The 23,579-nt window shown below is 57.7% G+C and carries 15 protein-coding genes and 1 tRNA gene; 9 read left to right on the forward strand and 7 right to left on the reverse strand.

Going from position 1 to position 23,579, the window contains the following annotated elements; genetic code table 11:
* The first annotated feature begins 232 nt into the window (after positions 1 to 232).
* The 3 genes from fmt to DXC79_RS09995 all read left to right on the forward strand — a co-directional run bounded on the left by fmt (position 233) and on the right by DXC79_RS09995 (position 3,691).
* Entirely contained in the window at positions 233 to 1,153 is a 921-nt protein-coding gene (gene fmt, locus DXC79_RS03680) for a methionyl-tRNA formyltransferase (protein ID WP_117635193.1), read from the forward strand.
* Positions 1,150 to 2,550 (forward strand): RsmB/NOP family class I SAM-dependent RNA methyltransferase, encoded by a 1,401-nt coding sequence (locus DXC79_RS03685; protein WP_117635194.1) that lies wholly within the window; start codon positions 1,150 to 1,152, stop codon positions 2,548 to 2,550. The genes fmt and DXC79_RS03685 overlap by 4 nt, the downstream gene beginning before the upstream one ends.
* Before the next feature lie 184 nt (positions 2,551 to 2,734).
* A complete protein-coding gene (locus DXC79_RS09995; RefSeq protein WP_147327477.1) occupies positions 2,735 to 3,691 on the forward strand; it encodes a hypothetical protein in 957 nt (318 codons plus the stop codon).
* Between the two features lie 88 nt (positions 3,692 to 3,779).
* Here DXC79_RS09995 and DXC79_RS03695 read toward each other — a convergent pair whose 3' ends face one another.
* The 7 genes from DXC79_RS03695 to glgB all read right to left on the reverse strand — a co-directional run bounded on the left by DXC79_RS03695 (position 3,780) and on the right by glgB (position 17,194).
* On the reverse strand, positions 3,780 to 4,016 hold the full coding sequence (locus DXC79_RS03695) for an FmdB family zinc ribbon protein (protein WP_117583493.1): 237 nt from the start codon (positions 4,014 to 4,016) through the stop codon (positions 3,780 to 3,782).
* Positions 4,017 to 4,104: 88 nt separating this feature from the next.
* Positions 4,105 to 7,401 (reverse strand): 4-alpha-glucanotransferase, encoded by a 3,297-nt coding sequence (locus DXC79_RS03700; protein ID WP_117635196.1) that lies wholly within the window; start codon positions 7,399 to 7,401, stop codon positions 4,105 to 4,107.
* A 215-nt stretch (positions 7,402 to 7,616) separates the two neighbouring features.
* On the reverse strand, positions 7,617 to 9,920 hold the full coding sequence (gene glgA / locus DXC79_RS03705) for a glycogen synthase GlgA (RefSeq protein ID WP_199408636.1): 2,304 nt from the start codon (positions 9,918 to 9,920) through the stop codon (positions 7,617 to 7,619).
* Between the two features lie 90 nt (positions 9,921 to 10,010).
* Positions 10,011 to 11,138, reverse strand: a complete 1,128-nt coding sequence (glgD, locus tag DXC79_RS03710) for a glucose-1-phosphate adenylyltransferase subunit GlgD (protein ID WP_099431724.1) — start codon at positions 11,136 to 11,138, stop codon at positions 10,011 to 10,013.
* A gap of 4 nt (positions 11,139 to 11,142) precedes the next feature.
* The gene (locus DXC79_RS03715; RefSeq protein ID WP_035138263.1) at positions 11,143 to 12,291 is read right to left on the reverse strand and encodes a glucose-1-phosphate adenylyltransferase; all 1,149 of its coding nucleotides are present in this window, start codon (positions 12,289 to 12,291) and stop codon (positions 11,143 to 11,145) included.
* Positions 12,292 to 12,396: 105 nt separating this feature from the next.
* The gene (locus tag DXC79_RS03720; RefSeq protein ID WP_117635197.1) at positions 12,397 to 14,823 is read right to left on the reverse strand and encodes a glycogen/starch/alpha-glucan phosphorylase; all 2,427 of its coding nucleotides are present in this window, start codon (positions 14,821 to 14,823) and stop codon (positions 12,397 to 12,399) included.
* A 94-nt stretch (positions 14,824 to 14,917) separates the two neighbouring features.
* Complete coding sequence (glgB, locus tag DXC79_RS03725; protein ID WP_117635198.1) at positions 14,918 to 17,194, reverse strand: 1,4-alpha-glucan branching protein GlgB; 2,277 nt, start codon at positions 17,192 to 17,194, stop codon at positions 14,918 to 14,920.
* A 331-nt stretch (positions 17,195 to 17,525) separates the two neighbouring features.
* On the opposite strand from glgB, the gene DXC79_RS03730 reads away from it, so the two are divergent.
* From DXC79_RS03730 to DXC79_RS03755, 6 genes are all read left to right on the forward strand, one after another.
* The gene (locus DXC79_RS03730) at positions 17,526 to 18,215 is read left to right on the forward strand and encodes an HAD family phosphatase (RefSeq protein WP_117635199.1); all 690 of its coding nucleotides are present in this window, start codon (positions 17,526 to 17,528) and stop codon (positions 18,213 to 18,215) included.
* A 9-nt stretch (positions 18,216 to 18,224) separates the two neighbouring features.
* Positions 18,225 to 18,866 carry a thiamine diphosphokinase gene (locus DXC79_RS03735; protein ID WP_117635200.1) on the forward strand — a complete coding sequence of 214 codons (642 nt, stop codon included), beginning with the start codon at positions 18,225 to 18,227 and terminating at the stop codon, positions 18,864 to 18,866.
* A 70-nt stretch (positions 18,867 to 18,936) separates the two neighbouring features.
* A tRNA-Ala gene (locus DXC79_RS03740) sits at positions 18,937 to 19,012 on the forward strand.
* A 786-nt stretch (positions 19,013 to 19,798) separates the two neighbouring features.
* Positions 19,799 to 20,344 carry an antiterminator LoaP gene (loaP, locus tag DXC79_RS03745; RefSeq protein WP_233502979.1) on the forward strand — a complete coding sequence of 182 codons (546 nt, stop codon included), beginning with the start codon at positions 19,799 to 19,801 and terminating at the stop codon, positions 20,342 to 20,344.
* Between the two features lie 80 nt (positions 20,345 to 20,424).
* Positions 20,425 to 22,305 carry a nucleoside-diphosphate sugar epimerase/dehydratase gene (locus tag DXC79_RS03750; RefSeq protein WP_233502981.1) on the forward strand — a complete coding sequence of 627 codons (1,881 nt, stop codon included), beginning with the start codon at positions 20,425 to 20,427 and terminating at the stop codon, positions 22,303 to 22,305.
* A gap of 15 nt (positions 22,306 to 22,320) precedes the next feature.
* On the forward strand, positions 22,321 to 23,574 hold the full coding sequence (locus DXC79_RS03755; protein ID WP_117635202.1) for a DegT/DnrJ/EryC1/StrS aminotransferase family protein: 1,254 nt from the start codon (positions 22,321 to 22,323) through the stop codon (positions 23,572 to 23,574).
* The last annotated feature ends 5 nt before the right edge of the window (positions 23,575 to 23,579 follow it).

The raw sequence follows: 23,579 nt of genomic DNA on the forward strand, positions 1-23,579 counted from the left end.
GGGCGCCCCGGGGACTACGTTGACGCTGCTTGACTCGCCCGGGTGCCGTCGGGCCAGGGAAGGGCGTCTTCGCTGATAGGTGCTTTGTTGGGAGGGCTGCTTTTATGCGGCTCTTTCTTTGTTTTTGGGTATATTTGTCTTTGTTGAACTGTTCTTGCGGCTGGGTGCGCTTGTGACCTGGAACGCTTTTTTGTAGCCGTCTCGGCTCGTTATTGAGAGGAGACTAACTTTTATGCGTATTGTGTTTATGGGTACGCCTGATTTTGCTGTGCCTTCGCTGACTTCGCTTGTTGAGGCTGGGAATGAGATTGCGCTTGTTGTTACTCGTCCTGATGCTGTTCGTGGGCGTGGTAAGAAGCTAGAGCCGTCTCCTGTTAAGGCTAAGGCACTCGAGCTTGGTTTGCCTGTTGTTGAGGCTAATCGTATGACGCCTGAGGTTGTTGAGGCGCTCCAGACTGCCCAGGCTGATATTTTCTGTGTGGCTGCCTATGGTTGCATTTTGCCCGATGAGGTGCTGCATATGGCGCCGCTTGGTATTGTGAATGTTCATGCTTCGCTGCTGCCTCGTTGGCGTGGGGCTGCTCCTATTCAGCGTGCCATTCTTGCTGGTGATGAGATTGCTGGCGTTTCTATTATGCGCATTGGGCATGGCGTGGATACCGGCGCCTATTGTGCGCAGGCCTCGACCTCGGTTGCCGGTAAGCATGCCGAGGCGCTGACCATGGAGCTTGGTGAGCTTGGCGGTAAACTGCTTGCCGATACGCTTCCTTCTCTTGCCGATGGCACCGCCGTGTGGACAGAACAGGATGAGGCGCTTGTTACCCATGCTGCCAAGATTTCTAAGCAGGAGATGCGCCTGGATCCGCACATGGCGGCGCTTGATTGTGTGCGTCATGTGCTGGCCTCGTCCGATACCGCGCCTGCTCGTTGCGTGATTGCCGGCAAGACCGTGCGTGTGCTCGATGCTGCGCCTGCTGATGTGTCGCTTGTTGAGGGTCAGGTTCTCGTTAAGGTCAAGCGTGTTTACTTTGGTCTTTCCGATGGCTCGGTTGAGTTGCTCGAGGTTAAGCCTGATGGCAAGCGCGCTATGGCCGCTTCTGCTTGGGCTGCTGGCCTGCAGGGTGCCGATCTTTCGTGGGGTGTATTGTCATGAGCAAGCTGTCTCCCGCGCGCAAGCTTGCGCTCGATGTACTGATGGAAGCTGATCGTCGCGGTATGTACGCTCGCGATGTATTGTCTTCCCGTGCTTCCGCTAAGGCTATTGACCAGCGCGATTCCGCTTTTGCCGCGCGTTTGGCGCTCGGTGTTGCCGCCACGCAGGGCATTTTGGATGAGTTGCTCGATCAGTTTCTCGAAAAGCCCAAAAAGGTTGCGCCGCGTGTTCGCATGGCGCTTCGTATCTCGGCCTTCGAGATGCTCTATCTGCATACGCCGGGCCGCGTTGCCGTAAGTCAGGGTGTTGAGCTGGTTCGCTGCGGGGCTAAGTCTGCCGCCGGTCTGGCGAACGCCGTTCTGCATAAGGTTGCGGACAATGTTGAGGACTTTGCCACGGCATCCGACGTGGATGAGTCCGAGCGACGCTTGGTTCGTCTGTCGCGCCTGATGGGCTTGCCGCGATGGCTGTGCGCTCGCATTATGGCATCGTTTGACACGCCAGAGGGTGCGCTTAACTTTGCCGGCAATCTGGCCCCCGCACCGCTGGCTCTGCATGAGAACGCCTTTGCGACTAAGCCCGATCCGTATATCTCGCAGTTCGTCGCGCCTGTCTTCCCAGGCTGCCATGCCCCGGTTGATGCCCAGGTTACCGTTGCTTCGGGTGTGTTTGAGCGTGCTGCCGCGGTGGCCTCTGATCTCAACGCGCAACTTATCGCAACAGCTGCCACGCGCCCTGGTTGCTGCCTTGAGATTGGTGCCGGCCGTGGCACCAAGACCTATGTGATGATGTGCCAGGCCAAGCGTGCGGGCTATGAGCGTCAGCATACGGCGCTCGATTTGCATGATCGCAAGTGCGACCAGAATCTTGCTCGCCTGCATAAGGCAGGTATTCAGGGCGTTCGTACGGTTTCGGGTGATGCTTGCGAGCTTGATGAAGTACTGACGTCGTTTGATGCCATGCTTGGCGAGCCGGTTAAGTTCGATACGGTCTTTATCGATGCGCCGTGCTCTGGCACCGGAACCATGCGTCGTCATCCCGAGATCCCGTGGCGCCTGACCGAAAAGGATGTGACGGTTGAGCTGCCCAAGCTGCAGCTTACGATGCTCAAGGAAGCCGCTGCGCGCGTGGCTGCCGGCGGCGAGCTCATCTATGCCACCTGCTCGGTCTTTGAAGAGGAGAACGCGCAGGTCGTGCATGCCTTCCTGGCTTCTCCCGAGGGCGCCGGCTTTACCGTGGCGCCGCTCTCTGAAGCGCAGATTCTGCAACTCCCCGAGTTCGATCAGGCCAAGAAGCTCGTATCCGTACGCCAGAACGATCGAGGCCTCTTCCAAAGCGTGCCGGTAAACGCCGATTCCTACGACGGCCACTTCTGCGCCAGGCTGGTCCACAAGTAATTACTACGTTGCGGTGAAATAGGGATTGAATAGCGGTATCTACCCGCCAAAAAGTCCTTATTTCACCGCAACTCAGGATTTTTCTGGGACGGGGATTAATAAATCGGGTATGAAAGCAAGCGGTTGTGTTCGGTAGGTTTCTAGTTGCATGAACCGCTCGCGGATTTAATATTTAGAGGTTAAAATGACCGATCTTAACTATGACAAGATTGACAATCCTGAAGATAAAACTCAGGGAAATGAAGAAGTTAAAAATTCTTCGATTAAAAAGCGGGTAATTATTGGTGCCGGTATTGTTGCTCTGCTTATTGCTGGTTGTGTCGTTGGTTATGCTGGTTACAATTACAAACAAGCATGTAGTGAACATAATCAGCAGGTTGAAGTTTTGTATTCAAAGGCTAGCGATAGTGTTGTTGCCTTTAAAGCTGATCCTAGGCTACTAACATTTGAGCAACGTCTTGATACCATTAGAAATGCTCAAAACAATAAAGAGATGTTGAATAAAGAAATCTCTGATGACAAATTTAAGTATGCTGATGGTACTTCCCCTGATTGGACGAAGTTGCTTAATAAATACGATTCCATCATTAAAGACTGCCGTAATGCTCAAAATAATGAGTGGAATACTTCTCTAGCTGACCATGTTAATTTTGATGTAAATTCTACTGAAGATACCGACTCTCTCCAACAGCATATAAATAGCCTTAATGGCCTTTTTAATGATATTTCTAATAAAGACAATCAGAAGCTTATTTTTGAAGATGCCAAAAAGGATTCTAAGAAGTTCATTGATCAAATCAATGAACAGATCAGTCGTTATCAAACTCGTATTGATGATGTAAATAAGGCCAAGGCTGAAGATGAGGCTAAGGCTCAAGAAGAAGCAGCTAAGGCTCAGCAGCAGGCTTCTCAGCAAAACAATTATTCCAGTAATTCTGGTAGTAATTATTCTGGCGGTAGCGGCTATTCTGATGGCTCCTCTAATAGTGGTTATTCTGGTGGCTCCTCTAACGGCGGCGGCAAAGTAGTCATTAAAACCATGGACGTTTATGACGAAAATGGTAACTATGTTGGATCGACTCATTGGTATAGCGATGGTACCTGTGACGATCCCTATTCTGCCGGTATGGGCGGATTTTAAATTATGCTAATTATTAAAAATTAATTAGCTACCTATAGCGCAAAGAATCAGCCCCGCGATCGGTGTCGGTCGCGGGGCTGATTGGTTTCTAGTGGCTGTGCGGGCAGTTGGCGCAGCAACCGCTCGTGGCGCTTGTGCTGGAGCCGCCGCTTCGCTGGTCGGTGTTGTAGAAGCCGCTGCCCTCAAATTTAATACCGCTGGCCGAGAACGTCTTGGCGGCCGGAGCGCCGCAGTTGGGGCACACGACCTCGGGGGTCTCGGACATGGGATGCTCAACCTCAAACACGTTGCCGCAGCTCGAGCACTTGTAATCGTAGCGCGCCATAATACTTCCTTTTCAGCACAAAGCGGGCAGATTACTCTGCCCGCAAAAATTCAAACGTCTGTAACTGTACCCTATATCGGGCGTTTTATCACGCTTCGCCCCAGAATCTATGCGTGTTGCGCAGGAGCTGTGCGGTTTTGCCCTCAGCGGCCGCAACGTCGGCCTCGTCAGCCTGCCAGGTCCAGTTGCCCGTGGCCACGCCCGGTACGTTCATGCGCGTGTCGTCGCCAAGCCCCAGCACGTCCTGCAGCGGCATCATCACCAGGGGAGCGTCGCTTGTCAGCGCGTCGCTCATCAGCTTGGCTGCCACCTCAACACCGCTCGGCTCGTCGCCGCCCGCAAAGGAGCGCGTGCACCAACCCGCGAGCGTCGACGTGTCGTGAGTCGATGTGTACAGGATCTTGCCGGGCGTAGGGTGCACGCCGCAACGAACGTCGTAATCGCTAAACTCCAGTACGTCCATACCGGGGAAGCCGCAAGCCGAAGCCATGGCGCGAACGCCGGGCGTCAGGTAGCCCAGGTCCTCGGCGATAAAGTTGAGCGGCCCCAGCTCGTCATAGGCGGTCTGGAACAGGTCCTTGCCCGGGCCTGCCAGCCAACGCCCGTCGGCGCAGGCCTTACCCGCGGGAATGCTAAAGTAGCTGTGGAAGCCCAGGAAGTGATCCAAGCGCACGCGGTCGTAGAGCGAAAACGCACGACGTAGGCGATCCATCCACCAGCTATAGCCGTTCTGCTTCATGTGGTCCCAGCGGAACGTCGGGTTGCCCCACACCTGGCCCTCGGGCGCAAAGTTGTCGGGCGGCGCACCGGAGATCTCGATTGCCTTGCCGGTTTCGGACAGCCAGAAGTTCTCGGGCTCGCTCCATGCATCGGCCGAATCGTCCGAGACATACATCGGGATATCGCCGATGACCTCGATGCCCTTCTTGTGCGCGTAGTTCATGAGCTCGCACCAGGCTAGGTCAAAGCGGTACTGCATGTAAGCCTGCAGCTCTGCCTCGTCGTGGAAACGCTTGTCGTCAATCAGGTGCTCGTTGTAGCGCGCGACATCCGCCGGCCAATCGTGGCGCGACTCGCCCTCAAAGTACTTCTTAACGGCCATGTAGACGCAGTATTTCTCGAGCCAATCGGCGTTGCGATGTTTAAACGCGGTGTAGAGCGGATCGGCATCTTCGCCGCCACGGGCCTTCCAAGTCTCAAAGTCGGCCGCCAGCTCCTCTTGGCTCTCGGGCAGCAGGTCAATATTGCCCGCAAAGGCCGAAGGCCCGGCGTAAGGGGAGCGGAAGAAGTCCGTTGGGTTGACAGGCAGGACCTGCCAGTAGCGCATGCCCATAGCGGACAGATGGTCGATAAAGCGACGCGTGGGTGCGCCGATCGTGCCGGGCTTGCCGTCATCGGTCGGTACCGAGGTGATATGGCACACAACGCCCGCGCCGTGATCGAGCGGCTCCTGCAAGCGCTGCTCGGCATGATGATAGATGATCGACGAGCCCAGCGGATACAAATCGAGCGTGACCGTGCTGTTGTGGATCTCGCACTCGTGACCGCTGATCACGTCACTCGCGCATTCATCGAGCGCCGGAATCGTCACGCGGTGCGAATTGCGCAGACTACGGTTGATGATAACCGTCGCGGACTCGCCATCCTTGCCCGTGCGGTTGTATGCCAGCACCTCGTCGTTGAGCGCGAAGGCCTTGATCTCGCCGTCGATCATAAACGGCAGTGCGCGGCGTACGGCGGAGGCGTTTTTGACAATAGCCAGCGTGTCGAAGTCGTGCAGTTGGTCCTTGGTCGGCAGGGTGCGGCGGTTGCCCGGATCGGTTAGACCCTCCAGGCCATATTCGTCGCCGTAGTAGATCGAAGGCACGCCGGGGAAGGTCATCTGCATGAGCGTGACGAGCCAAAAACGGCTCTTGGCCAGGCCCATCGAGTTCTCGTCCAGGCGCCATTTGCTGCGCTCGCACTCGGGCAGCTGCGACTCGTCGGGGCCGCCGCCGAGCACCGAGATGATACGCGGGCGGTCGTGGCTCGACAGCAGGTTGAGCGCGCAGGACAATGCCTCGCTCGGGTAGTTCTCGCGCAGGGTCTCGATATCCTCAGCGGCCTCGTAGGCGTTCTTGTAGCCCATCAAAAAGCCGATGACCATGTCGCGGAAGGGGTAATCCATAGCAGAGTCCAACTCGGAGCCCTGTAGGTAGCGACGCAGATGGCCGTAGCTGATCTTGTTGGAGGCGTCTTCCCAGACTTCGCCGAGCAACAGTGCATCAGGCTTCTCGGCGAGCACGGCCTTTTTGATCTCGGCCAGGAAGTCATCGGAAAGCTCGTCGGCCACGTCTAGGCGCCAGCCATGAGCGCCGGCACGTAGCCATTTACGGATCACGCCGTCCTTGCCCAGGAGCCGCTCGCGTACCAGCTCAGAGCTCTCATTGATGGCGGGCATATTGCCCACGCCCCACCAGCAGTCGTATGAGCCGTCCTCGTGGAAATAAAACGCATCGCGCCATGGCGAATCCTCGCTCTGCCACGCGCCCACGCCGGGGTAGTTGCCGTAGCGGTTGAAATAGATCGAGTCATCGCCCGTGTGGTTGAAGACGCCGTCCAGAATGATGGAGATGCCCAGCTTCTCGGCCGCCTGGCACAGCTCGGTAAAGTCCTGCTCGGTGCCCAGGATCGGGTCGATCTTGGTGTAGTCGGCCGTGTCGTAGCGGTGGTTGCTCGCGGCTTCAAAAATGGGGTTGAGGTAGATGGCCGTAAAGCCCAGCTCGGCGATGCGAGGCAGGTCTTCCTGGATGCCCTTGAGCGACCCGCCGTAGAAGTCCCAGGTTTTGATGGAGCCGTCTTCGGCGCGCTCGTACACGGGCGGCTCGTTCCAGTCCTCGACCATGCGGCGCTGGATTCCGTTGCGTGGTTTTTCGACCTCGGCCAGCGTGCGCTCGCGCCAGTTTTCATCTCGGGCGTAGCGATCGGGGAAGATCTGGTAGACCATGCCACGCTCGTACCACTCGGGACGCACTTCGCGGTGCTTATAGACGGTAATCTGGAAGGACGGAACCTCGGCGTAGTCGTAAGTTACGCCCTCTCCGCCGGTGCGACCCTGCGGTGCGCCCAAGCGGACCTCGGGCTGGCCCTCGATATTGCATATAAAGCTGTACCACACAAGACACGGTTCAGTGCATTTGAGCTCGCCGGTAAAAATGCCATCGCCTTCGTGCTCCATTGGGATCAGGGTCTCGCCGACTTCATCGACCCAGGTGCGCAGCGTAAGCGTTGCCTGGTTGGGATCGGCATCCTCCAAAATCACCGAGAGTGCAACGGAAGTTCCAGTGGTCACAGCGCCAAACGGAGTGCGAAACTGCGGTAGACGGCTGTTGTGTATCAATCTCATAGTACGGTCCAGTTCAATAGAATCATGGCCTGCGGGCCATGGGTTTTACGCCTAAGATGTAAGTATATCTGTAGTACACAGGGTGTATAAACAACATCCGTTTACCATCGGCGAACGGTTGTCCTAGAAAATCGTTTTACCACTACCTACAGAGAAGGGGCGCCCGGTTGGAGCGCCCCTTGCTTAGGGTTTGATGAGGTTTTGGATCGTCTGGATTAGCGGCGCTTGCGGGTGGCCGTTGCCTTGCGGACGGAAGTCTTCTTGGTCGGAGCCTTTTCCTCGGTCGCGGCGACGGGGGAGACCGGGGCCTTCTTGGCGGGCTCGACCTTAGGCTCGGCCTTTGCCGTAGCCTTCGGAGCGGTCTTGACCTCAGCGGCCTTCGGTGCCGGCTTGGGCTTTACCTCGGGCTTGGCCTCGATCTTAGCTTCCGCCTTGGGAATTGTAGCCTTGGTCGTGGACTTCTTGGCCGTCGTCGTTGCGCGCTTGCGCGTGGTGGTCTTGGCGGTCGGCTTGGCCTCGGCAGCTGCCTCCTCGACCTTGACGGCGGGTTTTGCGGCAGCCTTCGGGGCGGTTTTAGCCGCGGTGGCCTTGGTCGTCGTCGATTTCGTTGTTGTGGTCTTCTTGGCAGCTGTTGCCTTCTTGGCGGTCGCGGTCGTCTTCTTGGCAGCGGTCTTTGCCGGAGCCTTGGCGGCCGGTTTGGCCTCAGCGACCTCGGCCTTTACCTCGGGAGCAGCCTCGGCCTCGGCGGCCTTCTTGGCAGTGGCGGTCGTGCGCTTGCGCGTGGTCGTTGTCTTGGCAACCGTTGTTTTAGTCGCGGCGGCCTTGACCGTCGTAACCTTCTTAGCGGTCGTCTTACGGGTCGTGGTCTTCTTAGCTGCGGGCTTTGCAGCGGGCTTGTCCTCGACCTCTGTCTTGGGAGCAGCCTCAGCCTTCACCTTAGGCTCGGCCTTTGCGGGCTCAGCCTCAACCGGCTTCTCTTTGGCCTTGGGCTCTTCAGCGGCCACCGGCTCAGCAACAGCCTCAGGCTCGTCGACAACAGCCGCCGGCCTCTCAATCTCCGGATGCATAAAGAAATACAGGTCCAGATACTTGTCGGCCGAGCGCGTCCAGCTAAAGTCCTGGCTCATGGCCTGCGTTACCAGCTGGTTCCAGGCGTCGCGGTTATCCCAGAACAGACGCGCCGCGCGGAACACGGCGTCACCCATCTCGTCGCCGTTAAAGTTACTAAACGAGAAGCCCGTACCCTCGCCGGTAAACTCGTTGTACGGGATCACAGTGTCCTTCAGGCCACCGGTCTCGCGCACGATGGGCAGGGTACCGTAGCGCATGGCGATGATCTGCGACAGGCCGCAGGGCTCAAACTTCGAAGGCATTAGGAACATGTCGGCGGCGGCATACATGCGCTGCGACAGCGCGGGATCGAACTCGATGCGCGCGGCCATGGTGCCGGGGTACTTGTCCTGGAAGTAGCGCAGGCCGTCCTCGTAGTCCCGGTCGCCGGTGCCCAGCACCGCCACCTGCACGCCGCCGGCCAGAATGCGGTCGAGCGCGTACATGACCAGGTCCATGCCCTTTTGACGCGTCAGGCGCGTGACCATCACCATGAGCGGGCGGTCGTCGCGAACCTCGAGCCCCAGCTCTTCCTGCAGCTTGGCCTTGCACACGGCCTTGCCGGAGCGGTCTTCAACCGTGTAGTTGGCGGCAATGCGCTTGTCGGTCGCCGGGTCAAAGCCTGTCACATCAATGCCATTAAGGATGCCCTGCAGCGCGTACGAACGCTCGCGCAGCACGCCATCCAGGCCCTCGCCAAACTCGGGCGTCTGGATCTCGTTGGCATAGGTGGGGCTCACCGTGGTGATGGCGTCGGCATAGCGCAGGGCGCCCAGCATGTAGTTGATGCTGCAGGCGTCGCAACGCAGCTGCGAGGCGGCCGCCGGAATGTGCGCCAAACCCAGGATGTCCTCCATCACGGTGTCGCTAAACTGGCCCTGGAACGCCACGTTGTGGATCGAGAACACGGTCTTGACGCGGTCATACAGCGGCAGGCCCTGGTAAAACTCGCGCAAGAACACGGGCGCCAGTGCCGTCTGCCAGTCATTGCAGTGCAGGATGTCACACTCAAAACCGGCCGGCAGGTGCTGCAGACTCTCGGTGATGGCCTTGGAGAAAAACGCGAAGCGCTCGCCGTCATCAAAGAAGCCGTACGGATAGTCGCGCGCAAAGTAGCGCTCGTTGTCGATGAACATATAGGTGACGCCGTCGTGCTCGAGCTTCTCGAGCCCGCAGTACTCGTTGCGCCAGCCCAGGCTCACGTAAAAGTCGGAGAAGTGCTCCATCTGCGCCTTGTACTCGTCCTTGATGGTGGCGTACTTGGGCACCATCACGATGACCTCGGCGCCGGCGCGCACAAGCGCTGCAGGCAGCGAGCCCGCCACGTCGCCCAGGCCGCCGGTCTTCACAAACGGTGCGCACTCGGCCGAGGCAAACACGATCTGCATCTTTTTGCTGGAATCAGCCATATTGTCTCCCATGTTGCAATTCGAGAATAGCCGCCTGGCACAAACCGGGCGGCTATTCTACATGTTACGAGCGATGTTGCGGTGCCAACGTTAACGTACGATGGTGGTGTCGGAAGTTAACGGAGCCTTGCCCAGCACCAGGATGTTCTCGGGCGTGCCGCGAAGCTCGGTGTTGGTGGGAACCACGTTGTTTTTGTCCAGAATGGCATTCTCAACACGGGCGCCGCTCTTGATGATGCAGCTCTGGTTGATGATCGAGTTGGTCACCGATGCGCCTTCCTCAACCACGACGCCGCGCGACAGGATCGAATTGCGCACGGTGCCCTTGATGATGCAGCCGGCCGAGATGATCGAGTTGCAGGCGTGGCTGCCGGTCGCATAGCGCGAAGGCGGAACGTCGTGGGCCTTGGTCAGGATCGGGCGCTCGGGGTCAAAGAGCTGGTCGGCCACAGTCTGGTCGAGCAGGTCCATGCTGCGGCGATACAGCGACTTCTCGCTAAACACGCCCACGACCTCGCCCTTGTACTCGTAGCTGCACACGTCGATGTTGCCAAAGTCGCCCTGGAGAGCCTCGAGCAGGTCCAGATAGTCGGCGGCCTGGTAATGGTCGATAATCTCGAGCAGCGTCTCGCGGTTGACGATGCAGCAGTCCATGGACGCGTTGTCGCCGTACACGACGCCGGCGCTCACGCCCGTCAGGCGGCCGTTCTCGTTAATCTCGAGCTTGGTCTCGTCATCGACGTTGCGCGTGGCCTTGCAGTACACTACGGTCATCTGGGCGCCGGAGTTCTCGTGCGCCTCGATGATGGTGTTGAGGTCCATGTTAAAGATGATGTTGGTGCCCATCATCACGACATAGGGCTTCTCCGAGCGCTGGAACAGCGTCTTGTTGGAGATGATGTCGCGCAGCAGGAAACGCATGCCGCCCTTGGTGGTGCCATACGCGTTGCCGGGCACCATGAACAGGCCGCCCTTCTTGCGGTCCAGGCCCCAGTCCTTGCCAGAACCCACGTGGTCGATCAGCGAGCGGTAGTTGCCCGGCATGACGACGCCGACGGTCTTAATGCCGGCATTCATCATGTTGGACAGCGGAAAGTCGATCAGGCGGTAGCGGCCCAAAAACGGAACGGACGCGATGGGGCGGTCCTTGAGCAGGACGCTGCCGTAGGTCGAAGAGTAGTTAGCGGTGATGTAACCGATGGCCTTGCGATTGATCATCGGATCATTCCCCCTTCCCGATAACGACGTCATTTCCAACGACGGCCGTATCCTTGGTGGTATCGACAGAGCCGAGCTTCACGCCCTCTTCGACCGTGGAGTTCTCGCCCAAAATAGCGCGGCAGATGTGCGCGCCGCTCTTAACGTGCGCACCCGGCAGCAGCACGGAGTCCTCGACCACGGCGCGCTCCTCGATGATGACATCGGTCGAAAGGATCGAGTGGCGAGCGGTGCCGTAGATCTTGCAGCCGTTGGAGACCAGACAGTCGTCCAGGCGGCCGTCCGGACCAATGTAGTGAGGCGGACGCGTGGTGATGTTGGACATGATGGGGAAGTTCTTGTCAAACAGATCGAACTCGGGGTTGTTGCCTAGCAGGTCCATCGAGGTCTCGTGGAAGCTGGCGATGGTGCCGACGTCCTTCCAAAAGCCGTGGAACTCGTAGCTGTACAGGCGCTTGTTCTCGCCGAGCAGCTTGGGGATGATGTCCTTGCCAAAGTCGTGGCTCGAGCGCTGGTCCAGAGCGTCCTCCTCGAGCGCCTCGATCAGCACGTCGGCCGAGAAGATGTAGATGCCCATGGACGCGAGGTTCGAATCGGGCTTCTCGGGCTTCTCGGTGAACTTGGTGATGCGGCCGTCCTCGGGGTCGGTGGTCAGGATGCCAAAGCGGCTGGCCTCCTCCCACGGCACGGGCATAACGCTCACCGTGAGGTCGGCGTTGTTCTCAATGTGCGTCTTGAGCATCTTGCGGTAGTCCATGCGATACAGGTGATCGCCCGAAAGAATCAGGACGTACTTGGGGTCGTTGGCCTTGATGTAGTCGAGGTTCTGCGTAATGGCGTCGGCCGTGCCCGCATACCAGGCGCCACCGGTCTGCGTCTCGTACGGCGGCAGGATCGACACGCCGCCGTCGCGGCTGTCCAGATCCCACGCCTCGCCGGAGCCCACGTAGGCATGCAGCAGGTAGGGGCGGTACTGCGTCAGAACACCCACCGTGTCGATGCCCGAGTTGGAGCAGTTGGACAGCGAAAAGTCGATAATGCGGAACTTGCCACCAAAGCTAACCGCCGGCTTGGCGATCTTTTGGGTGAGTGCCCCCAATCGGCTGCCCTGTCCTCCTGCGAGGAGCATCGCGATGCATTCTTTCTTACTCATCGATTTCTCCTTCTGTCATCGATGTTCCTAAACCCATTAGCGACGGGCGCGGCGCTCGGTCGCGCCCGTCGAATAATGCCGTGCTGCAAAGGGAGCTCGCGCGCTTTATGCGTGCCAGATCTCGTCGCGATACTCGCGAATGGTACGGTCGCTCGAGAACCAGCCGGAGGAGGCGGTGTTGAGCAGGGCCTTGCGGTTCCAGTTCTCCTGGTCGCCGTAGCTGCCCGTGAGGTTCTCCCATGCATCCACGTAGCTACGGAAGTCAGCCATGACTAGGTCGGGGTCGTTGTTGTTCATGAGCTCGTTGTAGATGCTCTCGAAGTTGCCCGAAAGACCCGCAAACGTGTTGTCCTTGAGCTCGTCCATCACGCGGCCCAGACGCTCGCGGTCGCCGTTGAGGGTATCCCACGCAAAGTAGCTGTTGGATGCCCAGAGCTTCTCGACCTCGGGGGCGGTCAGGCCAAAGATGGCCTCGTTTTCGCGGCCGGCCAGGTCGGCGATCTCGATGTTGGCGCCGTCGAGGGTACCCAGCGTAATGGCGCCGTTCATCATGAGCTTCATGTTGGACGTGCCCGAGGCCTCTTTGCCGGCCGTGGAGATCTGCTCCGAGATCTCGGCAGCGGGGTAGATGAGCTGGGCGTTGCTCACACGGAAGTTGGGGATAAAGCAGACCTTCATGACCTCGTTGACGCGGGCATCGTTGTTGATGACGTCGGCAACGGAGTTAATGAGGCGGATGGTCTCCTTGGCAAAGGTGTAGCTCGAGGCAGCCTTGCCACTAAAGATGAAGGTCGTCGGCGTCACGTGGAAGTTGGGATCGGCAATGCGACGGTTGTAGATGTCCATCACCTTCATGATGTTCATGAGCTGGCGCTTGTAGGCATGGAAGCGCTTTACCTGGACATCGAAGACGGTGTTGGGGTCAATGACCAGACCGGTCTCGGCCTTGACGTAGGCGGCAAGGCGCTCCTTGTTAGCGCGCTTGGAGGCACCTACGGCCTTCAAGAACTCGGTGTCGTCCTTAAACTCCTTGAGTTTCTCAAGCTCAAAGGCGTCCTTGAGCCAGCCGTCGCCAATGGCCTCGGTCACAAGCTTGGCGTAGGTGGGGTTGGCCTCGGCAAAGAAGCGACGGTGCGAGATGCCGTTGGTCTTGTTGTTAAACTTCTCGGGCGTCAAGGCATAGAAGTCCTTGAGCACGATGTTCTTGATGATGTCGGAGTGGATCTTGGCCACGCCGTTAACGCTATGGCTGCAGATCACGGACAGGTTGGCCATGCGAATCTCGCCGTCCCACAGGATGGCGGTCTGGCGCAGACGCTCCTGCCAGCCCTCCTGCGAGGTGTCGAACGACTCGTGCCAACGACGGCTGATCTCGTCGATGATCTGGTACACGCGGGGGAGGAGCTTAGAGAACGTGCCGATGGGCCACTTCTCCAAGGCCTCGGGCAGGATGGTGTGGTTGGTGTAGCTCACGACCTGCGTCACGATGTTCCAGGCGTCATCCCACTCAAGCTTCTTCTCGTCGATGAGGATACGCATGAGCTCGGGGCCGCACATGGCGGGGTGGGTATCGTTGGTGTGGATGGCCACAAACTGCGGCAGCAGCTCCCAGTTCGCGCCGTGCTCCTTCTCAAAGGTGTCGAGCAGGCTGTAGATACCGGCCGAGACAAACAGGTACTCCTGCTTCAGGCGCAGCAGACGGCCGTGCTCGCCGGCGTCGTTGGGGTAGAGGATGGCGCTGATGGCCTCGGCCTCAGCGCGCTCGGCATCGGCCAGAGCATAGTCGCCGCGGTTGAAGGCCTCCAGATCAAAGTGCTCCTCGACCGGCTCGGCGGCCCAGACGCGCAGCTTGTTGACGGTCTCGCCGGCATAGCCCACGACGGGGATGTCATAAGGGACAGCCAGGATGTCCTGCGTGTCCACCGTGCGGTAGAACGTGCGGCCGTTCTCCTCAAAGCCCTCAACATGGCCACCAAACTTGATGGTCACGGCCTTGTCCTGACGACGGACCTCCCAGGGATAGCCGTGGGTGAGCCACTCGTCGGTGGCCTCGACCTGGCTGCCGTTGACAATCTCCTGCTTAAACAGGCCGTAGCGGTAGCGCATGCCGTTGCCGTAGCCGGCAATGCCCTCGGCTGCCATGGAATCCAGGAAGCACGCGGCCAGACGACCCAGGCCACCGTTGCCCAGGGCCGGATCGGGCTCCTGGTTCTCGATGACGGACAGGTCAAAGCCCATGTCGTCGAGCGCCTCGGCGACCATGTCGCGCACGCCAAAGTTGAGCAGGTAGTTGTCGAGCAGGCGGCCGATCAAAAACTCGATCGAGAAGTAGTACACGCGCTTTTTGCCCTCGGCGGTGACGCGGGCGTCACTCTTGGTGGCAACGGTGCGCGCCTTCTCGGCCACGAGCTTGGCCAGGGCGTTAAAGCGGTCGAGGTCGCTGGCGGCCTCGACGCTCTTACCGCTGATGCTCATGACGGCATCGCGATAGAGCTCGGTAAACTCCTGCTTGTTGTCGAAGATCTTATTCATACGTTCCTTTCCCCCGGGGATGTTTCTCCCGGAACGGTTATGACTTGTATCCTACGCCTCGTCGGGGCGGGTAATTACAGCTGTAACGGTTTTGTTACTCATCCTTGGCAGACGGCTTAACAGAAGCAGACTTGGCCTTGGTAGCGGCCTTTTTGGCAGCCGGTTTCTTGGCTGCGGCCTTAGCAGCGGGCTTTGCGGCAGCCTTGGCCTTGGCCTTGGTCGCCGTGGCCTTCGCCTTAGCCGGAGCCTTCTTGGCAGCCGCAGGCTTAGGCTTCACCGAGGACGTGCGCTTCTTGGGCGCAGCCTTGGGCTCCTCGACCATCGACGGCTTATAGCTGCTGGGACCGCGGCGCTTAAGCACCACGCCTGCCAGGCCAGGCACCTTAATCTCAATAGAGTCCATCTGCCCGTTCCAGGGATAGGGCTCGCTCGAGCAGGTGTAGGGCTCCTTGCCGGCATAGCCGCTGCCGCCAAACTCGGGACGGTCGGAGTCAAAGATGACCTCCCAGTCGCCCTCGCGCGGCACGCCCACGCGGAAGCTCTCGTAGCTCGCTGGGTCAAAGTTGATCAGAATCACCAGGTCGTCATCTACATCCTCGCCCTGGCGCACAAAGCTCACGATGGACTGCTTGGAGTTGTCCGCATCGATCCAGGTAAAGCCGTCGTCGGTGTAGCCGCGCTCGTACAGGGCGGGCTCGGCGGTGTACAGGTGGTTGAGCGCCTTGATGAACGCCTGATGATGACGGTGAGTCTCGTACTCCTCGGTCAGGAACCACTGGATGGACTCGTAGTAGCGCCACTCAATAAACTGGCCAATCTCGTTGCCCATAAAGTTGAGCTTGGCGCCGAGGTGCGTCATTTGATAGAAAGCCAGCGTGCGCAGGCCGGCAAACTGACGCCACCAGTCGCCCGGCATACGGCCGATCAGCGAGCATTTACCGTGCACGACCTCGTCGTGGCTCAGCGGGCAAATGAAGTTCTCGGTAAAGGCGTACATGATGGAGAACGTGAGCAGCCCGTGGTTGCCGGGGCGCCACGGAAAATCGGTCTGCATGTAGTGAAGGGTGTCGTTCATCCAGCCCATGTCCCACTTGTAGTGGAAGCCCAGGCCGCCGTCCTGCGGCGGGTAGGTCACGAGCGGCCACGCGGTGGACTCCTCAGCCATCATCATCACGTCAGGGAAGTGGGCCTCCACGGCGCAGTTGACCTGGCGGATAAACGCGCTGGCGTCCAGGTCCTCCTCGGTACCGTACTTGTTGAACTTCTTTTGGCCGGGATCGTCGATGCCAAAGTTGAGGTACAGCATGCTGGACACGCCGTCCATGCGAATGCCGTCCACGTGGAAGTTCTCGAGCCAGTACAGCACGTTGGAGACCAGGAAGGAGCGGACCTCGCCGCGGGCGAAGTCGAACTTGTGCGTGCCCCAGTTGGGGTGAATCTCATGCTCAAACAGCATGTGACCGTTAAAGGTGGCAAGGCCGTGGGAGTCGGCGCAAAAACCGCCGGGCACCCAGTCCATGATCACGCCAATGCCCGCCTTGTGACACGCATCGATAAAGTGCATGAGCTGCTGCGGGTCGCCATAGCGCGACGTGGCGGCATAGTAGCCGGTCGTCTGGTAGCCCCAGGAGCCATCGAAGGGATGCTCCATAAGCGGCATGACCTCGATATGCGTGTAGCCCATGTCGTGCACGTAGTCCACGAGCTCGACCGACAGGTCGTCGTAGGTGTAGAACTCGCCGCGCTGCGCGGGGAAGGGGTCCATGGGACCGGGGTAGTTGCCGCACTCGTCCGGCTCGCCCTGTGGCGCGTCGCCGTGGCGCTTCCACGAGCCAATATGCACCTCGTAGATGTTAAGGGGCTGCGACATGTGGTTATGACTGGCGCGGCGCTTGAGCCATGCGGCGTCGTTCCACTTGTAGCCATCGAGGGTCCACAGCACGCTTGCCGTTCCCGGAGGGCACTCGGCCTTGAAGGCGTACGGATCGGCCTTGTAGAGCTTTTCTCCCTCGTTTGTCTCGATGAGATATTTATAGAGTTGGCCCTGCTCGGCGCCAGGAATAAAGCCTTCCCAGATAGCGCTCGTATGCACGGGCACCAGCGGGTTGGCTTCCTCATCCCAGTCGTTAAATTCGCCAATGACATGGACGCTCTTTACGTCGGGCGCCCAAACGCAAAAACGCCAGCCGCGCGTACGGTTCTGCGTGTCGGGATGCGCGCCCATCTTTTCCCAGCTGCGCTCCCACGTGCCGATGCCAAACAGGTAGACATCGTCCTTGGAGAGTTCCGGTGCGTGCGGGGCGGCTTTACGGGTAGCGGGCTTTTTAGTTGCTGGCTTTAGCTTTGTATCGCTCACGTTTGATCCCATCATGACGCGGCAGCGTGTTGCCTTGGTGACTAGATGCGAAAGGTCCAAGGCTGCACGAATCGAAGGGACGGCGATAGTTCTATGATTCGTTCCACCTCGCGTGCTCGGTGGAACTTTCGGCACGAAATACGATAACACCTGTTCGTTACTTTTATGGAGAAAAGTGGATTTGCGGCGGTGTTTAATCGGCGAGCGCCATGTTTAGACCACTGGCAGAATTGCGATGGTAAAACTCTTGACAGTTTTACCAATTAGGTTTTCAAGATTGTTAATTTGACGTTTGGTAAAACGTTTTTAGCAGGTTGTTTACCATTTGACATCGAAAGGTTCGTTTATGTCCCAGATCGCCGCCCACAATGTCGCTTTTATTTTCGATTGCGACGGCACACTGGTTAATAGCACTCCCGTTTGGGCCTATGCCCAGCCCGAGTTATTACATCGCCACGGTGTCGACGTGACGGTCGACGATTTTGCCCAGTTTGAGCATTTGTCGCTCGAGGACGAGTGCCAGGCCTACCACGACACGTGGGGCATTGGTGCGAATGGCGAGGAGCTGTATCGCGAGCTGAGCGACATTCTGATCGATGGCTACTCCAAGGTGCCGCCGCGCGAGGGGCTCCTGGTGTTTTTGGAGCAGGCGAAGGCGGCGGGCATTGCCATGTGCGTGGCTACGTCCACGCCGGCCGAGCTGGTGCAGTCCGCGCTCGCTGGTGCCGGGCTCGATGCCTACATGGAGTTTGTTACCACGACGGGCGAGGCGGGACGCTCCAAGCAGTTCCCCGACGTATACGAGCTGGCGCTGCGCCGTCTGGAGGAGCGTCATGGGCACAGGTTTGAGCGCGCCTGGGTGTTTGAGGACGCCGTCTTTGGCCTAAAGAGTTCGGGCTCCGCCGGCTTTAAGCGCGTGGGCATCTATGACCCGCATGGCCGTATGAAGCGCGACGATGTGCGCGCCAACTGCGATATCTTTATCGATAGCTACGAGGACCTGGACTCGGTCCGCGTTCTTGAGTTTGAGGGCTAGGCGAGGGCCGTGGCTTGCAAGGTATTAGTGGTATGCGGCTCGCCCGTAGTGGCGAGCGCGGATCTGTTGCGTAGGCTAGCAGGGGAGTGCGACCACGTTGTCGCCGTGGACCGCGGGCTCGACGCGCTGCTGGGCGCCGGTCTGGGCTGCGACGTTTATGTGGGGGATGCCGACACGGTGAGTGACGCGGGCCGCGCGTTGGTCGATGCCGCCACCGACTTTGAAGTTGAACGCCACGACCCCTACAAGGACTACACCGATCTGGGCCTGGCGCTCGATGCCGTCCGTCGCCGCTGGCCAGGTGCCGAAGTGGTAGCGACTTGCGCCACGGGCGGCCGCCCGGACATGGCCCTGTCCGTGTTAGGGCTACTGGCAAGCTATGCGGACGCCCCCGTCTGGATTGCCGAGGACGAGACCACGGCCCGCATCCTGCACGGAGGCGAATCCTGGACTATTGAAGGCGCCGAAGGCAAGACGTTCTCCATCATCGCCATCGCCCCCAACACCGTGGTTAGCGAACTCGGCTTAGAGTGGGAGCTAAACCATTCCCCGCTAGGACTCTTGGCGGATACGGGCATCAGCAACGTCGTCAGATCAACAGCCACGATCCAAGTCCACACCGGCACCGCCATCGCTTACCTATATCATTAGGCATTTAAAGTCTGACCCAAAAAAGTCCTTGCACGTCGAGCCAACTTCCCCTATAGTATCTCGTCGTCACGGGGGCGTAGCTCAGCTGGGAGAGCGCTTGACTGGCAGTCAAGAGGTCAGGGGTTCGATCCCCCTCGTCTCCACCATCGTGAATGCAAAGGCCTTCGGAATTCCGAAGGCCTTTTTTCATGCCAAAATACCTCGCGCCACAAACCCCACCCACACCAACAAAAAGTTGCACAATTTATTTCCCATGTCTGTACATAGTTTGTTAGACAAACGTGATTATCAGTGCAGCTCGCCGTTCCATTTGCGCTTCAGGATCGCCCTTAATCACCGCTCGCACCCCAATATCCTGCGCCAACGTGAACAACATCCAAAAACAACCCCCTTAAGCACGCCAAATGAACGATTTGTTGTCCAACGCAACCCAAATCAGTTTCGCTACCAGCTTGTGCTAGGATTCCTAACGTTACATGAGTTCAACTGTGCTCACGGCTCTAACAGGCCACATAGCACGGGGTTGATCAGCATCCGGTCGTAACGGCGGTGTTAGAAAAACCATGAGCTCCAATATCGATTGCCATGCGCGATTTTCACTTGCTTTTGCGGCTGCTTTTAAGTTTGCGTTAGACGGTGCAATGAACTGCTACGGCAAACCACAGCAGTTCTTCAGCTGTTTGCGTGCGTTCCAGTTTTGTACCCGCTTGATTGGTTCGCACGCAGCCAGCTGGAGTCGCGGTTATTTTTGCGATACACGTCCGCGTCTCTAGCAACTGCACTCATACATACCGTTCACGGTGGGGCAGAGCCACGTGCTTGTCTAACTGGGCTCAGGGTTTGAATATGGAGCGCCTCCGCGCACAAGCGCCCTGGCGAAGCCATACCCAAACCCCGTGAGCCACACGTAAGACAGCAAGGGGGTGGTGCTCGTGTGGTATGTGATCCAGGTCATTAACGGTCGCGAAGACGTAATGCGCGAGCGCATCGAGCGTATGGTGCCGGCGAGCGCCATGCAGGAGCTCTTTTATCCCCAATTTCAAACCGAGATCAAAGTACACGGCGAATGGGTCTGTACGACCAAGCCGCTCTTTCCCGGTTATCTTATCTGCGATACGGCAGACCCCCGCACCGTGCAACAGTATCTGCTGCGCATGGACGACTTTGCCCGGGTGTTATCCCAGGACGGTCAGTTTGTGCCGCTGGCAATAGAAGAGGTCCAACTTATTGGCGGCTTTACGCATAGGGGAGACCGCGTAGTGCCCATGAGCGAGGCCCTAAAAGACGGTGACCAGGTCGTAGTAACGGCAGGCCCGCTGCTGGGCCACGAAGGCCTCATCAAAACCATTAACAGACGCAAGAGCACTGCTTATTTGGAGCTCGACATGTGCGGCCGACGCGTAACCGCCCGCGTTGGCCTCGCGGTGCTTTCAAACGAGCAGCGCGCAATGCGAAACCTTAAAAAGGCAATCGCCTAACTGCGGGCGGCTGCTCAAAGGGGCAAAGGGGATCCCCGGGCGGGGATAACGGGATTAATAGGGAGAGAGAAGAGCGGATCTTGAACACCGAATCTAAGAGCGCAAAGCAAAAGGGGAAGCTGAGCGCCTTCGAGCCGTATATGTTGATGGCATATGACATTGCTGCAACTTTTATTGCCGTGTTTATTGCATCGTGGGGTACGCAGCATTGGGCGACTCTCGGCGGAGCAGCCGGCGCATGCCCGGCTATTCTTGTACTTGCGCTTGTTAACGTTGTCGTCTTTTGGTTCTTTCATATGTATAGCAGCTTGTGGCGCTATGCGAGCATTTCCGAGGCTGGACGTATTGTTGCAGCCGTAACGGTAGGATCAGTAATTGGCGACATTATCTTTAGCGTGTTATTTGGCAAGGGTATGACCCTTCGTGAGGACGTTATGTCATGGGCTATCGTCCTCATTATTTGCGGTGGCGGCCGCTTTGCTATTCGCGCCATTTATGGTAGCCAGCTCTGGCGCTTTAAAAGCAATTCCGATGCGCATCTCCCGCGTACGCTCATCGTAGGAGCAGGGGAGACCGGCTCTCTTTCCATCAAACGTATGCTCAACGGAGATCCCGATATGATCGGTGATCCGGTTGCCGTTGTTGACGATGATCCCAATAAGCAAAATCAGCGTATTCATGACGTTAAGGTCTGCGGTACTTGCGCCGATATCCCTACTATTGCGCACGATTGTGAGGCTGAACAGATTGTCGTGGCAATTCCGAGTGCCACGCATGAAGAGCGTCAGCGTATCTATGACCTGTGCATAAAGACGGGTCTTAGGGTCCTCACGCTCCCCAATGTCCGCGATATTCCGCAGGATGGTGTAGGCAGGGTTGCCCTTCGTGAGGTCGAGATCAGCGACTTGCTTTCTCGCGAGGAGAAGTCGCTTGACCTTAACCAGATGGGCTACGTTACCGGAAAGCGCATTTTGGTCACGGGCGGCGGCGGATCTATTGGCTCAGAGCTTGTACGTCAGCTGCTTCCGGCAAAGCCGGCGCAAATCGTGTTGTTCGACATTTACGAGAACACTACCTACGAGCTGTATCACGACATCATCAAGACCGCTCATGATCAAGGCACCGATATTCAAGTCTATATTGGCTCCATTACGCATCTCCCAGCGATTACCAGGGTCTTTGAGAAGTACCATCCTCAAGTTGTTTTCCACGCTGCAGCCCACAAGCACGTTCCTCTTATGGAACACAACGCCCGCGAGGCAATCGAGAATAACGTCTTTGGCACGCTCAATGTTGTACGCCTTGCCGATAAGTACCAGTGCAGCCACTATGTGCAGATTTCTACCGATAAGGCCGTTAATCCCACGAACGTAATGGGTGCCACCAAGCGTATGGACGAGATGATCGTTCAGTATTATGCGGCAAACAGCAAGACCATTTTTACGGCTGTTCGCTTTGGCAATGTTCTGGGTAGTCATGGATCGGTCATCCCGCTGTTTAAGCGTCAGCTTCGCGAGGGTGGCCCTATCACCATTACGCACAAGGACATTACGCGTTACTTCATGACTATCCCGGAGGCCAGCAAGCTTGTCATTACTGCCGGCGCTTTGGCGCATGGCGGCGAGATTTTTGTACTGGACATGGGTGAGCCGGTCAAGATTTACGACCTTGCCATCAACCTTATTACGCTGAGCGGTCTTAAGCCTGGCAAAGATATCCAGATCAAAGAAGTCGGCCTGCGTCCTGGCGAAAAGATGTACGAGGAGCTCCTTATGGATAACGAGCAGCTCCTGCCTACCGAGCATTCCGAGATTCGCATCTCCACAGCCGAGGCTGACAAGATGGAAGAGATCAAAGACAAGCTTGAGAAACTTCATGATTGCGTCGACAAGGATAACGATGCGGTTAAGTCTGTTCTCGCCGAGGTTGTACCTACGTATCATCCGCAGTTTAACGATTAGGGATAAGGAGCCAAGATGGACATTAAACCCTTCGAGAATAAAGTTTGGCTTAGCTCGCCGACTATGCACGGCGATGAGCTCAAATACATTACCGAGGCATATGAGACCAACTGGATGTCGACGGTAGGGGAGAATATCAACGAAGTCGAGCGCCAAATGGCCGAGAAGATTGGTTGCGGCTATGCCGTTGCCCTTTCTTGTGGTACTTCAGCGCTGCATCTTGCCATGAAGCTCGCTGGAATTAAACCCGGTGATGAGGTCCTTTGCAGCGATATGACGTTCGACGCGACGGTGAACCCAGTTGTTTACGAGGGTGGCGTCCCTGTATTTATCGATACCGAGCGCGATACCTGGAACATGGATCCTATTGCCTTGGAGAAGGCCTTTGAACTGCATCCGACTTCAAAGGTCGTTGTGGCGGCGCATCTTTACGGAACGCCTGGCAAAGTCGAAGAGCTTCGTTCAATTTGTGATGCGCACGGGGCTGTCCTTGTTGAGGATGCCGCTGAGTCACTTGGCGCCACGTATAAGGGTCGTCAGACTTGTACGTTTGGTGACATCAGCGCCATTAGCTTTAACGGCAATAAGATCATTACCGGTTCCGCTGGTGGCATGCTTTTAACTGATAGCAAAGAGGCAGCCGATAAAACGCGCAAATGGTCGACCCAGTCTCGTGAAGCTGCCCCTTGGTACCAGCATGAGGAGCTTGGTTATAACTATCGCATGAGCAATGTAATTGCCGGTGTTGTGCGTGGCCAGATTCCATATCTGGAGGAGCATATTGCCCAAAAGAAGGCTATTTACACTCGTTACAAGGAGGGCTTCAAGGGCCTTCCGGTGAGTATGAATCCCTATGACCCCAACGTTTGCGAGCCGAACTTCTGGCTTTCTTGCATGCTGATTGAGCCCGATGCGATGTGTAAACAGGTTCGTGGCGAGAGTGAGGCGCTTTACGTAAGCGAACCTGGAAAGAGCTGCCCCACCGAGATTCTTGAGGCTATTGCTGCCATTAACGCCGAGGGCCGACCCATCTGGAAACCCATGCATATGCAGCCTATTTATCGTATGAATGCTTTCGTAACGCGCGAGGGCAATGGCCGGGCTAAGACCAACGCGTATATTTCCGGCGGTGCAACGGGCGCAGATGGCTTGCCTTTGGATGTGGGCGCTGACATCTTCCATCGTGGTCTCTGCCTGCCCTCCGACAACAAGATGACTCCCGAGCAGCAGGACGTAATCATCGAAGTGATTAGGCGTTGTTTTGAGTAGGACGA

This window comes from Collinsella sp. TF08-11AT (assembly GCF_003437035.1).
In the GTDB taxonomy this organism is placed as follows: domain Bacteria; phylum Actinomycetota; class Coriobacteriia; order Coriobacteriales; family Coriobacteriaceae; genus Collinsella.

Coding starts and splice junctions, on each gene's coding strand:
- DXC79_RS03730 (WP_117635199.1), top strand. CDS start 17,526: ATGTCCCAGATCGCCGCCCACAATGTCGCTTTTATTTTCGATTGCGAC.
- glgB (WP_117635198.1), bottom strand. CDS start 17,194: ATGATGGGATCAAACGTGAGCGATACAAAGCTAAAGCCAGCAACTAAA.
- DXC79_RS03700 (WP_117635196.1), bottom strand. CDS start 7,401: ATGAGATTGATACACAACAGCCGTCTACCGCAGTTTCGCACTCCGTTT.
- fmt (WP_117635193.1), top strand. CDS start 233: ATGCGTATTGTGTTTATGGGTACGCCTGATTTTGCTGTGCCTTCGCTG.
- DXC79_RS03695 (WP_117583493.1), bottom strand. CDS start 4,016: ATGGCGCGCTACGATTACAAGTGCTCGAGCTGCGGCAACGTGTTTGAG.
- DXC79_RS09995 (WP_147327477.1), top strand. CDS start 2,735: ATGACCGATCTTAACTATGACAAGATTGACAATCCTGAAGATAAAACT.
- glgD (WP_099431724.1), bottom strand. CDS start 11,138: ATGATCAATCGCAAGGCCATCGGTTACATCACCGCTAACTACTCTTCG.
- DXC79_RS03720 (WP_117635197.1), bottom strand. CDS start 14,823: ATGAATAAGATCTTCGACAACAAGCAGGAGTTTACCGAGCTCTATCGC.
- DXC79_RS03715 (WP_035138263.1), bottom strand. CDS start 12,291: ATGAGTAAGAAAGAATGCATCGCGATGCTCCTCGCAGGAGGACAGGGC.
- glgA (WP_199408636.1), bottom strand. CDS start 9,920: ATGGCTGATTCCAGCAAAAAGATGCAGATCGTGTTTGCCTCGGCCGAG.
- DXC79_RS03755 (WP_117635202.1), top strand. CDS start 22,321: ATGGACATTAAACCCTTCGAGAATAAAGTTTGGCTTAGCTCGCCGACT.
- DXC79_RS03685 (WP_117635194.1), top strand. CDS start 1,150: ATGAGCAAGCTGTCTCCCGCGCGCAAGCTTGCGCTCGATGTACTGATG.